The organism is Pantoea trifolii (assembly GCF_024506435.1).
Classification (GTDB): Bacteria; Pseudomonadota; Gammaproteobacteria; order Enterobacterales; family Enterobacteriaceae; genus Pantoea; species Pantoea trifolii.
This window is the reverse complement of the sequence record NZ_JANIET010000003.1, coordinates 110,270-123,763: the sequence shown is the minus strand read 5'-3', so window position 1 is coordinate 123,763 and position 13,494 is coordinate 110,270. Positions and strand designations below refer to the sequence as shown.

9 protein-coding genes and 1 pseudogene are annotated in these 13,494 nt (G+C 50.8%); 7 read left to right on the top strand and 3 right to left on the bottom strand.

The window, feature by feature from the left end; translation table 11 throughout:
• Positions 1-2,225, top strand: a 2,225-nt coding sequence (locus NQH49_RS23470; RefSeq protein WP_256699425.1) for a Tn3 family transposase, incomplete at its 5' end; no start/stop codon positions are given.
• 24 nt (positions 2,226-2,249) lie between these two features.
• Here the strand turns inward: NQH49_RS23470 and NQH49_RS23465 are convergent.
• Positions 2,250-2,510 (bottom strand): annotated as a pseudogene (locus NQH49_RS23465) (IS30 family transposase); the annotation flags it as partial.
• A gap of 486 nt (positions 2,511-2,996) precedes the next feature.
• On the opposite strand from NQH49_RS23465, the gene NQH49_RS23460 reads away from it, so the two are divergent.
• The 6 genes from NQH49_RS23460 to NQH49_RS23435 all read left to right on the top strand — a co-directional run bounded on the left by NQH49_RS23460 (position 2,997) and on the right by NQH49_RS23435 (position 12,026).
• Positions 2,997-5,312, top strand: a complete 2,316-nt coding sequence (locus NQH49_RS23460) for a tellurite resistance TerB family protein (protein WP_256699216.1) — start codon at positions 2,997-2,999, stop codon at positions 5,310-5,312.
• Positions 5,313-6,629: an ATP-binding protein gene (locus tag NQH49_RS23455; protein WP_256699215.1), complete on the top strand. Its 1,317-nt coding sequence runs from the start codon at positions 5,313-5,315 to the stop codon at positions 6,627-6,629. It abuts the gene before it with no gap.
• Positions 6,626-8,824: a DEAD/DEAH box helicase gene (locus NQH49_RS23450; RefSeq protein WP_256699213.1), complete on the top strand. Its 2,199-nt coding sequence runs from the start codon at positions 6,626-6,628 to the stop codon at positions 8,822-8,824. The genes NQH49_RS23455 and NQH49_RS23450 overlap by 4 nt, the downstream gene beginning before the upstream one ends.
• A 232-nt stretch (positions 8,825-9,056) precedes the next feature.
• Positions 9,057-10,049, top strand: coding sequence for a PDDEXK family nuclease (locus NQH49_RS23445; protein WP_256699212.1), 993 nt, complete (start codon positions 9,057-9,059; stop codon positions 10,047-10,049).
• 633 nt (positions 10,050-10,682) lie between these two features.
• A complete protein-coding gene (locus NQH49_RS23440; RefSeq protein WP_256699211.1) occupies positions 10,683-11,024 on the top strand; it encodes a hypothetical protein in 342 nt (113 codons plus the stop codon).
• A 9-nt stretch (positions 11,025-11,033) separates the two neighbouring features.
• Positions 11,034-12,026 (top strand): DUF4942 domain-containing protein, encoded by a 993-nt coding sequence (locus NQH49_RS23435; protein WP_305961353.1) that lies wholly within the window; start codon positions 11,034-11,036, stop codon positions 12,024-12,026.
• A 574-nt stretch (positions 12,027-12,600) separates the two neighbouring features.
• Here NQH49_RS23435 and NQH49_RS23430 read toward each other — a convergent pair.
• Positions 12,601-12,945, bottom strand: coding sequence for a hypothetical protein (locus NQH49_RS23430; RefSeq protein WP_256699209.1), 345 nt, complete (start codon positions 12,943-12,945; stop codon positions 12,601-12,603).
• A 237-nt stretch (positions 12,946-13,182) separates the two neighbouring features.
• Positions 13,183-13,467 (bottom strand): hypothetical protein, encoded by a 285-nt coding sequence (locus NQH49_RS23425; protein ID WP_256699208.1) that lies wholly within the window; start codon positions 13,465-13,467, stop codon positions 13,183-13,185.
• Positions 13,468-13,494: the final 27 nt, after the last annotated feature.

Here is a 13,494-nt window from a genome sequence, read left to right as displayed (position 1 = left end):
CCGGAATGGCTTCGGTGAAATACATTTCAAGAATGCCTGACGAACGGCGACTGGCCGTGCTTACTGCGTTTGTGAAAGCACAGGAAATTTCGGCGCTTGACGAGGCCGTGGATGTGCTGGATATGCTTATTCTGGATATCACGCGTTCTGCAAAAAATATCGGGCAGAAAAAGCGGCTCAGGACCCTGAAAGATCTTGATCGTGCCGCGCTATTACTGGCACGGGCATGCACGTTATTACTTGATGAGAACACCGATGAAGCAGCTCTGCGGCAGGCTATTTTTCGCCGCATACCAAAGGACAAACTGGCTGAATCCGTCGGCAAGGTAAATGAGCTGGCGCGCCCGCAGGATACTCATTTTCAGGATGAAATGGTGGAACAATATGGACGGGTGAAGCGCTTCCTGTCCGCGATGTTGCGTGACTTACACTTTCAGGCCGCCCCGGCCGGGGAGCACACGTTGTCAGCAATCCATTATCTGGCCGAACTGAGTGGCTCAAAAAAGCGAATTCTCGACGATGCACCAGAGCAAATCATTTCCGGCCCCTGGAAACGTCTGGTCTACGACAGAGATGGCAGGATTCTACGAGCGGGTTACTCGCTGTGTCTTCTCGAGCGCCTTCAGGATTCTTTGCGCCGTCGTGATCTCTGGCTGGAGAACAGTGACCGGTGGGGGGACCCGCGTCAAAAATTGCTTCAGGGAGCTGAATGGCAGGCACAACGCATCCCGGTATGTCGGGCGCTGGGTCATCCATCAGACGGAACTAAAGCAGCAGAACAACTGGCTACGCGGCTTGATGACACATGGAAATCAGTGGCTTCACGTTTTGCCTGCAACGCAGCGGTCAGCATAAGCAATGAAGGTAAGCATCCCTCACTGACGATTAGCAGTCTGGATAAACTGGATGAGCCACCGGCACTGATACAATTGAATCGTCGGGTAAGAGAACTGATCCCTCCGGTTGATCTGACTGAGCTGTTGCTTGAAATAGATGCCCGAACCGGTTTTACCCGCGAATTCAGCCACGTCAGTGAATCAGGTGCCCGGGCGCAGGATCTCCAGGTCAGTCTGTGCGCAACACTGCTGGCAGAAGCCTGCAATATAGGGCATGAACCCCTGATAAAGCATAATATTCCCGCGCTTACTCGCCATCGTCTGAGCTGGGTTAAACAAAATTATCTCAGGGCAGAAACGCTGGTCAGCGCTAATGCACGGCTGGTTGATTTTCAGTCCACGCTGCCGCTCGCGGGGTACTGGGGAGGTGGTGAGGTTGCCTCCGCAGATGGTATGCGTTTTGTCACACCGGTTAAAACGGTTAATTCCGGACCAAATCGTAAATACTTTGGTTCAGGACGCGGTATCACCTGGTACAACTTCGTCTCCGATCAGAACTCCGGTTTCCATGGCATTGTCGTTCCCGGTACGCTTCGTGATTCCATCTTTGTACTGGAAGGGCTTCTGGAGCAGCAGACCGGGCTGAATCCGGTAGAAATTATGACGGACACGGCAGGATCCAGCGATATCATTTTTGGCCTGTTCTGGTTACTGGGCTACCAGTTTTCCCCTCGTCTGGCCGATGCAGGCGGGGCGATATTCTGGCGGGCAGATAAAACGGCACATTATGGTGCCCTGAATGAGCTGGCCCGGGGATGTGTTGAACTGTCAAAAATAGAATCCCAATGGGATGAAATGATGCGAATGGCGGGCTCACTGAAGCTTGGGACCATCCATGCATCAGAGCTTATTCGTTCACTGTTGAGAAGTAGCCGACCATCTGGTCTGGCTCAGGCGATTATGGAAGTGGGCCGGGTCAACAAGACGTTGTATCTTCTCAACTATATCGATGATGAGGATTACCGGCGTCGGATCCTCACTCAGCTCAACCGGGGAGAAGGACGCCATGCAGTGGCTCGAGCCATTTGCTACGGACAACGTGGTGAAATTAGAAAACGCTACCGTGAAGGGCAGGAAGATCAACTCGGTGCTCTGGGTCTGGTGACCAATGCGGTTGTGCTGTGGAACACACTTTACATGCAGGAGGCGTTGTCACATCTTCGCAAATCGGGGGAAACACCTGAAGAGGAGCATCTGGCAAGATTATCGCCGCTGATACATGGCCATATAAATATGCTGGGGCATTATACGTTTTCGTTACCGGAAGATATTCTGAAGGGCGAGTTAAGACCGTTAAATTTCAATATAAACAATAAATTAACCTCTTAGCGTGGTTTTTTACATCATTGGACCTCGAACCCCGATGTCCCTGATGCTACTTTTTGCTACCAGCCCTCTGGATATTTCCTCTCTTTCATCAAGTGAAAGAGCCAGCCGGTGTCGCTTTCTGACAGGAGGGCGATAACCACCAGTTTGGTGAATAGTGGGCATAACAGAAGAGTGATATCTGTCGAACATTCTGGCGATATCATGCAGGGAATCACCTTGCTTATACCTGTCCCAGATAATCGCTTTCTGTTCTGGCGTGTAGTAAATGCGCGTTCTTCGTTTCATGGCAACGTCCCCCCTTGTTTAAGGATAGCGTTGCGTCGACCCGTTGAACTCACAGCGAAAAGCGGACGTAATAGGTTTTTCTAGCAGATGGCGCTTTTGCTAAGAGACTCTCTTGAAGTCTTCACCTGGCAAAGTCTCTTCATGCACAAAGCCAACAAGCACATGAAACCTAATTTCTGCTGAGAACGAACGGCGGAAGATAGCAATTCGAATCTCCTCACCGTGACACCCCCAAAAATCCTGCTGCATCTCAGGAGCTGGAGTCCAGAAAGATTTTGCCCCCTCACAACGATAATTGCTCCCAGATTAGTTTGGTTACAGTAAATCATACTGACTTCGCTTATGTATTTAAGTATTTTTCATAAATATTAGTGACTTAGATAGGTGAAGAATTTAGTGTTAACCCTGCGGATATAGAAGTATTATTTTAAGATTAATCTACTTGCGTCATAACTTATAACCAAATTAAGGCAAAGGTTATTGCTCATGGAATTATGGATATTCATAGCGGCAATTTATCTGATTTATTTATTGTTTTTCAAAAAGAAAAAACACAAATCAGGCAATTCAAATTCCTATAAAGCCGAAAAAGAGTCTCCCAGAACGTGGAAAACGGGTAACAAAAACAGTGGGAATAATGTGGTAAACGATGACAGTGACGACGATGCGCTTGCAACATTTACGCTGACAACGGGACGGACTGTGGAGTACCGGATCTCTGCTACTCCACGACAGGCTAGTTCCAAGAAAAGCGGCGTTCTCGCTCAGTGGATACTGCCGGGTAATGAGATCTCTGTAGGTGGGCTCGTCATTGCTGGCGGGTTCCTGTATTTCGGCCAACGGATGAATCCTCCGGGGCAAAGCCTCAGTGGAAATTATAATGATGGGAGTGAAGCATCACTGATTGATGCCACGCTAAAGACTCAGCATGTTTCCTATGATTACGAAGACGGTTCTCTGGGTTACTGGCCGCAATATTGCTCCCTTACTCCAGAGTCTCGCGGCGCATATCTCAGTTGGCTGGCAAGTGACCGATGTGATGCATCATGCCCTGTAGGATATGTGTTTATCTACCTCTATGGGTTGGAGAGAAGGGCCCTTGTGGACAGCAGAGATGAAAATATATCCGATGCTGAATTTAGCTCGCTGTTTTCTGAGGTTGAACGGCTTAGGTCGGTATTCTTTGAAAACCGCTCCTTCCGTCACTACTCATCGCAGTTGCTGGAAGCCATGTCTATCTTGCGGCCGGAGACTGAACTCCCTACCGCTTCTGGCAACGAGGCTAGATTGAGTAACGGCATGATGTTTAAGCTCTCACTTGCACAAGCGGTAGAAGCAGGAATACCCGTGTCAGCCGATGTGGCGCTTACGTGGGTGACACATCATGCGGAATACGCGATACGTACCCCTGCCCGTCGTTGTGCGAGAGAGTTTGCGATGCTTTTCAAGCGGCGATACACCCTCAAATTTGGGGACGGGATGGTCGTTAAGCCGAATAAAACACGACTGCGGCTTGATTACGCGCCCGCCAGCCCAAGCCTGCGCGGTGTACGTCTCCCGGTTGCCGATCTCCCTGATCCAAGTTCCTTAAAAGGTCCCATTCAGAAAATTGTGACACTGGCAGAGGTGTGTACAGAAGACCTGGATGCTTACAGTCGTTATCTGGGCAGGAAAGATACTTCTGAAAACGACACTGCAGCGATTATGTTACTGCCAGCAGAAATCATCAACGAAAGCGCAGGCAAAGTATTAAGTGCATTCAGGAACTGGGCTGATGGCGTCATTGCGGGTCAAGCAGGTTTAACCTCGGTTGCCGATTTCTGGGAGCATATGGGGGCGGGTATCCCGGCAAAGTTAAATAAAAAAGAAATCGATCTGATGCAGGCCTTTGCCGCAAAAATGGGATATCGGATGGCACCTGATCCGTTTTATCACCATGTGAAGTCTGAAGTCGGCGGTGTGCTGGTGTTATATGCAGCAGGAGACGGACACCGCATCTCTCCGACACCGGCATTCACTTCAGCCGTCATGATGCTGCGGCTGGGGGCGATTGTGGCCATGATCGATAACAACATAGAGCAGTCAGAACGGACCGTGCTGGAAAACGCTATCGATCATAATCGGGACTTTAACGAAGATGAAAGGCGCTCCCTGCATGCCTATCTGAGCTGGCAGCTTCACACGCCGGCTAATATGACGGGAATGAAAAACAGGCTGGCGTTACTGAATCCTGCTGAAAAGGCAGCCGTCGGCCAGTTTATCGTGAGCGTTGCCTCTTCGGATGGACGCATCGAGGCCGCTGAAATCAAACAGCTGGAAAAAATTTATTCGGGGCTGGGACTCGATCCCGCCACGCTATCCGGCATCATCCATCAGCATTCGACGAACGAACAGCCCTCAGCACAGGTCTTCACACATAAAACTCCTGCTCCACAGGAGTTTACCCTTGATGCCAGGGTGCTGGCCCGACATGAATCGGCTACGGATGACGTGCGCAAACTACTCAGCACGATTTTTACAGAAGACGAATTAGAGCCGCGCGAGGGCGCAACCCCTCCAGAGCCACAGACGGCAGGACTGGACCTCGCTCACAGTCAGCTTTACGAAAAGCTGAGAGAAAAAGAACAGTGGTCCCGCAAAGAAGCGACCGATCTCTGTGGGCAGTTTGGCCTGATGCTGGGCGGAGCGCTTGAAGTGATTAATGACTGGTCGTTTGCAATGGTCGATGCGCCAGTACTGGACGATGCAGAAGATGATATCTGGGTAGACCTTGAAATTGCCGAAGAATTAGAGGAAGTGTAAATGTCTGGAGCACGTATAAGAACCAGAGAGCGTGATGCCATTATTCAGTCACTGAAATCAGGTGTGACGCCAAGAATTGGCATCCAGCATATTCAGGTTGGACGCATGAATGAAATTACAGCGCTCCATCAGGATATTGAGAGGGTCGCCGACGGTGGCGCCAGCTTCAGGCTGATCATCGGCGAATATGGTTCGGGAAAAACCTTCTTTATGAGCGTTGTGCGATCCATTGCACTGGAGAAAAAACTGGTCACTGTCAGTGCCGACCTCTCCCCTGACAGACGTATTCATTCTTCGGGGGGACAAGCGCGTAATCTTTACTCTGAGTTGATGAAAAATATGTCAACCCGGAATAAGCCGGATGGGAACGCGCTTCTGAGTGTAGTGGAGCGTTTCGTCACGGAGGCAAGGAAAGAGGCGGATGCTGACAGGTCTGCCGTTTCTACGGTGATCCACAGACGTCTGGAAGCGCTGACTGAGATGGTGGGTGGATATGATTTTGCAAAAGTCATTGAGGCTTTCTGGCGCGGGCATGAACAGGATAATGAGGCGCTGAAATCCAATGCCATTCGCTGGCTGCGGGGTGAATACACCACGAAAACAGATGCCCGAAACGATCTGGACGTCCGTACTATTATTTCAGACGCCTCATTCTATGATGCGCTTAAGCTGATGAGTCTCTTCGTCCGCCAGGCGGGCTATGCCGGACTTCTGGTCAGCCTGGATGAGATGGTGAATCTCTATAAGCTGAACAATACGCAGGCGAGAACGGCAAATTATGAGCAAATCCTGCGGATCCTGAATGACTGCCTGCAGGGCTCCGCTGAAAACCTTGGATTTATCCTCGGTGGCACACCCGAATTCCTGTTTGACCCGCGCAAGGGCCTTTACAGTTATGAAGCGCTTCAGTCTCGCCTGGCTGAAAATCGGTTTGCACAACGTTCTGGTGTCATCGATTACTCCTCTCCAGCACTGCATCTCGCAAGCCTGACGCCTGAAGAGCTCTACATACTGCTAAAAAATCTCCGTCACGTATACGCTGGTGGGGATACGGATAAATATCTCGTTTCGGATGATGCGCTCACCGGTTTTCTTCACCACTGCAGTAACACTATCGGGGATGCTTACTTCCGGACCCCCCGCAATACTATCAAGGGGTTTCTGGATATGCTGGCCATTCTGGAGCAAAACCGTTCGATGAACTGGCAGTCGTTAATCTCAGGCGTTGCTATCGAGGATGACAGACCAAGCGACATGGATGACGCCGTTTCTGACGACGAAGAAAATAATGACGGCCTGGCAAGCTTCAGTTTATGAGTCGCGCTTATGACAGCCTCGATCCCCGGGTTCAGAAATGGGTCTACCGGCAGGGCTGGCCGGCTTTAAGACCCCTGCAGGAGAGCTCAATTCCTGCCGTCTTAGCAGGTGACCGCGACGTACTGATCAGTGCCGGTACAGCTGCGGGTAAAACAGAGGCGTTTTTTCTGCCAGCCTGCTCTGCAACGGCTGATGTTACCGGCGGGTTTGGCATCGTCTATATCAGCCCGCTTAAAGCCCTGATCAACGACCAGTATCGTCGTCTGGAAAGTCTGGGCGAGGCGCTGGGTATGAAGGTGACGCCCTGGCACGGCGATGTTCCTCAGAGTAAAAAACAGAAAGCCCGGGCCAATCCTTCCGGCATCCTTCTCATTACGCCTGAGTCGCTTGAGTCTTTGCTCATTAACTCATCGGGCTGGCTTAAGCAGGCATTTTCATCCGTTGCCTATGTGGTCATTGACGAGTTTCACGCGTTCATTGGCACAGATCGCGGCATGCAGCTATTGTCTCTGCTGAACAGAATTGAACATGTGCTCGGTCGCCACGATAATCCGGTTCCCCGGGTCGCGCTGAGCGCCACACTTGGCGAACTGGAGAAAGTGCCTGAACAGTTGCGCCCGGACAGGCAGCTGGAGTGCATAACGATAACGGACAACAGCAGTTCGGCCATGCTTCAGGTGCAGGTTAAAGGCTATCTGGAACCGGTTAACATCAAGGGCGAAGAGATAAAGGCGCCGGCTGAAGAGCGCGTATGTGCGGACATCTTCAGGCTCTGCCGTGGTGATTCTCATCTGGTCTTCGCCAACAGCCGAAAGCGTACGGAGAGCATTGCTGCCACGCTTAGCGACATGTGCGAGGAAAAGGTCGTCCCCAATGAGTTCTTTCCCCACCACGGCTCTCTCGCCAGAGAACTTCGCGAGACGCTGGAAAAACGATTACAGCGAGGAGATTTGCCCACTACAGCTATTTGTACCATGACGCTGGAATTGGGTATCGACATCGGTAAGGTGCAGTCAGTTATTCAGGTTACCCCTCCTCACTCTGTCTCAAGCCTGCGTCAGCGCATGGGACGTTCAGGGCGGCGTGGAACTCCGTCGGTACTGCGAATGCTCATTACAGAACGCGAACTCACAGCAACAAGTGGCATGATAGACCACCTGAGGCTGCAGCTGGTTCAATCGATGGCAATGATCAGACTCACTATCTCGCAGCAATGGTTCGAACCAGCGGATACTTCTCAGAAACACTACTCGACGCTGCTGCATCAAATCCTCGCTATCACCGCGCAGTGGGGTGGGGTTCGGGCGGATCAGCTCTGGTTACAGCTCTGTCAAAAAGGTCCGTTCCGGAATATCGATTTATCCGCTTTCAAAATACTGCTCAAACACATGGGGGCGTGCGGGCTGCTCACGCAGCTGGCGAGCGGAGAGGTCGTTGTAGGCGCTGAGGGCGAGAAACTTACCAACCACTATACGTTTTATGCCGTATTCAATACGCCGGAAGAGTTTCGCATAGTCACAGGCAGCCGGATTCTTGGCACACTTCCGGTAGACTCACCCCTTTTGCCAGGGCAGCACATCATCTTTGGTGGGCTTCGCTGGAAGGTGACCGAAATTGATGCAGAGAAAAAGGTCATTTACGTCGAATCAACCAAAGGTGGCCAGCCACCGCTGTTCAGCGGTGGAGGCATGTCTGTGCACGATGTTGTTCGCCAGGAAATGCTTGCGATATACATGGAAGGGGATTACCGCATAGCGATTGGTGACCAGAGGGTGGACTATGCCGATGCCGCCGCAAGATCGCTCTTTAAAGAGGGCCTTAACTACTTTCGGCGTTACCAACTGCAGGATGCTCACTTTATCACCTTGGGACCGCACTGTTGCGTGCTCCCCTGGATGGGGGACAAAGTCGTCAATACGATCACAGCATTGCTCGTGCGATTCGGCTTTAAAGTCAGTTCATTTGCCGGTGTGATTGAGGCTGAAGACGCAAGCGTGGCATCGGTCAGGCACGCGCTTAAACATATGATGAACTCGGGCCTGCCCACCGAGGCTGAACTCGCCGCAGACGTTCCGGAGAATTACCTGGAAAAATATGATGAACTCCTTCCAGATTCACTGCTTGCAAGCGGTTACGGAGCAAAGGCGTATGATGTTGAGGGCACTCGTCGCTGGCTTCAAGACAATCTTCAGTAATCTGCTTACGTTTGCTGTAAGTAGAGCCGTTAAGCTTTCATCGAACTCACAGAAGCGGCGCTTCGGGCCTGACTACTGTGGCTGACTGGGAATGATTAGTGTTGCTGCAAATTAGGTCTGCTTTGAGCGATCTGCGGACATTGCTAGCAGCGCTTTGTGTCAATTAACCGGGAGCATGTCAATGGTGCTGAGCTTATTTCGTTAACTTTTAAATGTCTTACATGGAGAATGTATGGGGTTGTTCACCTTAGAAGAGAAGGAATTTCGGGCAGTGTCGAAAACGACGTTTGTGCGCGAATCCATTCTGGAACGCAGAGATATCCAGTCGGCCTTAGCCAGAAATATCAGCCATTTCGTTCCTGACTGCATGGTCATACAGGAAGAGTTTAATAACTGGGAGGACAGTCAGCGCAGGATCGATTTGCTCTGCATCGATAAAAATTTCAATCTGGTCGTCATTGAGCTCAAACGTGATGAGCACGGCGCCCATATGGAGCTTCAAGCCGTAAGGTATGCTGCCATGGTTTCGCAAATGACTTTTCATGAAGCTGCTGAGTGCTATCAAAAATATCTCGATAAAGAAGGTGTTGAGAAAAATTCAGAGAATGAAATCTTCAATTTCTGTGAGAGAGAAGAAAGCGAAATTGCTGACTTTAATACGCAAGTCCGGATTGTTTTAATATCGGCTGATTTCTCTAAAGAGATCACAAACACAGTCCTGTGGCTTAACAACAATGGCCTTAGTATCAGCTGTTTCAGGTTAAGTCCATATCTGCATCTAGACAAGCTGCTGGTGAATTTCGAACAAATAATCCCGTTGCCAGAGGCAAAAGATTTCCTTGTCCGACAAAAGCGCAAAGAAATAGAAGCCTTGAAGGCAAATGAAAAATCGGAGAAGGATTATTCTAAATTTGTGTTTAAAGGCGCGGCATACAATAAGCGAAACCTGGCTTTTGAGCTTATGAGCGACTGGATAGCGGAGAATGAGCCGGAGAACATCAACTCTGTTGTATCGATCTTTGGAAAGGATATTCATCGCAGTCTTATAAAGTCGGAATCCGACGTCAGTCAGTCACGACGAAAGCGTTTTCATGAGGCGTCCATTGAGCTCATCTCTGGTGAGACGGTGCTGATTACCAACCAATGGAGTATCGGCTCTATTCAGCGACTGATTACAACGTTTGAAAATCTTGGTTATAAAATAACCGCGCAACGCCCTGAATAACGCTAATGAGGAGAAGGGAGCAAGACCTAGTGACCTGCTCCCTTTTGATTAAAACAGAGCGGCTTTAGCCGCCTCTGCTTCACACCCTGGGACATTCATTTACCAGAAAACGTAGTCACCCACTGAATACTCACTCTGAACTGCGCGAAGCAATAATGGCTTCTTCATGATCTCCTTTGGCTCCCCGGCAGGCGGGTCGTCAGCCCGACTGCGCTAACCGGCAGGCCGGCAAGCTTCGCCGAACCGCGAAGGGCTGCGTTTCGGGCCTGGCGGCTGGGGTCTGATGGCGAATGCGAAACCCCAAACCCTGCAGCTCGCTTACCGCCAGCGCCTTCACTGGCCACACAATCCGTGGACGCTAAAGACCGGACCGACGTATAGCTGCCGTCCGGGGCTGTGTCCTGTTCATCATCTGCCTTCCTGTTTCGTTCTCCTGAGCCCCTTCGCCGTGCAGAAACCTGCCACACGGGCGGCCTCACGCAAGGGTCGCCTTGCTAAACGTCTGCACCCGGTCCCTGCGGGCTGCGGCTTTGTCGTTTTCCCCTGCGTTCTGCCTGATGCCCGCGTGCCTGTTCTGCCCTCACGGCGAGGAACTCAGAGAAACATCACGTAAACGCAAACAGGAGAAACAACATGTCACAGCAGAACATCAACACCACGGCTTCAGAATCTAAAGAATCATCGGTTTTTAAAGTCCAGTGCGATTTGAGTCAGGCGGGTGAGGTGCTGGGTGAGGGCTTCTTTGCGCCGGTTGAGTCCGATCTGGTGGATTCGCTGCTGGGGCGCTACCAGCACACCCGCGCCATTATCGGGGAAATTGCAGGCGCAGTGACCAGTAGTGAGAACACGCCTGCGGTGGCGCACTTTATCAGCGGCAACCTGAGCGGCCGCCGGGGTGGTTACGGTTTTTCCGTGGGGGAGGTGTTTAACGTCACGGGTGCTGTCGCGTCGCTGAATGCGGCCTACTGGCAGTAGGCGTTAAACCTGACGGACGTGTACGAGTACATGCCCAACGATCGCCGCAACGAGTGGAACGAGCAGATCCGCGAGATGAAAGCGCCAGACTTTGAAGAGGCTACCGTGCGTTCCACGCTCTCCGAGCTGCTGTTTTCGCGTGAGAAGTTTTTCTCTGAGCGTGTGGACGGCATCTTTCGCAATCTCTCCGGTGAACACGTCACGAACCGCCCGGAAGGCTTCGGCAAGCGCATGATCATGGCGCGCGTCTATGACGAGTGGGGCGGCAATAACTACCAGCGCACGGGCTACATAGACGATTTGCGCCAGGTGATTGCTAAATTCATGGGGCGCGATCCCACCAGCTACCGCACCACCGACAAAATTTTGCAGATTGCCCGCAGTCGCGCCGGGGAGTGGCTCACGCTCGATGGCGGCGCGCTGCGCGTCAAAGCCTTCCTGAAAGGCACGGCACATCTGGAAATTCATCCCGACATGGCCTGGCGCCTCAATGACATTCTGGCCTTCCTGCATCCGGCGGCCATTCCGGCGGAGCATCGTCAGAAGCCGCGAAGCAAGGCAAAATCCTTTGCGCTGCAATCCAATCTCCTGCCTTTCTCCGTGCTCGCAGAACTGAGCGAGCTTGAAATAGAGCGCACAACGCCTTTTCAGGCTAATCGCTGGGACCAACCGCGCGAGCCGATTACAACGAACCCGTTTAACTGCCGCTTTAAAGGTTACCGGGACGGAGACAAGGCCGCACGCGCCGAAGCGGAGAAAGTACTCATGAGCCTGGGCGGCGTGAAGAAGAACATCAATGCGCTGACCTGGTTTGAGTTCGACTATGACCCGACCACAGCGATTCAGGATATACAGCTGAGCGGTGCATTGCCGGATCAGAAAACACACCAGTTTACCCGACGCCCGAGGTGCTTGCCTCGCTGCTGCTTGATGAGGTGGCCATCCAGGCGGGTGACAAGTGGCTGGAGCCGAGCGCTGGCATGGGCGGGCTTGCTGACCTGATGCCGATGGCGCAGACAACTTGTGTGGAGATTTCACCGCTGCAGCGCTGCACTGCCGCGTGTAGGGGGCGAAAGGCTTTAACGTGATCGAAGGTGATTTTGCAGTGGTGCAGGAGGTGCGCGAGCGTTTTGACTTGGTGGTAATGAATCCGCCGTACTGCTAATGCCTTGCCTTGGCGCATCTGAAAGCGGCGGCTGAGCTGCTGAAACCGAGCGGAAGACTGGCCGCGATCTTGCCTGCGGGGATGCTGTTAAGGGTGTGCTTAAGGATTGGAACTGTAGCAGGTCGGATATTCACAAGGGCATGTTTGCTGGAAAGGAAAAATGTGTTGTGCCTGTTGGTCTATAAGCCCGAATAAGGAGCAGAAAAAGGCACGGGTTAACCCTGCCATAATCTTTGACTCCCTTTTGCTAGGAAGATAATACAGAATTAATAGGTGTGTAGATGCGCTGCTTGTTTATACGAGCGTAAACAACCTACTGGCTTCTAAGCTGTTGGTCCACTAAATCAAGACTGTTGCACTGGAGGCGCAAACTTAGCATGAAGACCGCTTCACACTCGGCTATTACTCGTATTATTTTTCACAGAGGTTTTTCCATTCTTTGACGGCGAATATGTCCATCATACCTGAAATGTAATCAGCCACAGCTCGCGCCTTTCTAGCATCATACTGGGATGTTTGATTATATGAAAAAGTAGATTTAAGCTCAGGTGACAAAAACTTATAGTTATGATCGGAAATATAAAAATGAAATAAATCTTTGATGATTTTATCTCCTTTTATTTCTTGGGGCATTATATTTCTTTTGCGCATAATGACTTCCGAGACCAATTTTTGGAGCCCCTCAGCAAGCGCCGGTAGCTCACCATAACCAAGCTCTTCAAAACTACCTTCATTTTTGACTACTGAAATATCCATGACAAGGTGGTTGACAATATTTGATGCCGGCTCTTTACAGAAAGTAATTGCAAATTCTTCAGAAGACTTCAGGGGTTTCTATTTAACTGCAGTTTTCTTAGGCTTACTAACAAGTTAACTGAAGTGACATATAGCAACGTTGTAATTTAGTGAGTTAAGAAATTCATACTCAATATCTTCAATAGTCACCATGTTCCAGCTAAGTGCATCCTCGAGATCATGTGCTGCATGTGCTATTTAATCGGCAAGATTCATGATCTGCGCATCAATAGTTCTCTCACCTTCCTCAAGGACCATTTGCTTTTTTTTAAGTAACTGCGCGTAGAAGGCGTAGTCTTCATCATAAAGGAATTTATCTGCAGGGTATTTTTTATTAGGGTATTTGATGATTGACAGCATGCTGCGGTGGGTGAGATTCAGACCAGCACAGCATGCATAATTTTTTTCGAGTTTTCTCAAAATACAAAACGCCTGGGCGTGTCTTTCATATTCGCCAATTCCATCGAGTAGGATATTGAGCATCTTTTCGCTCGAGTGTCCGAAGGGGGG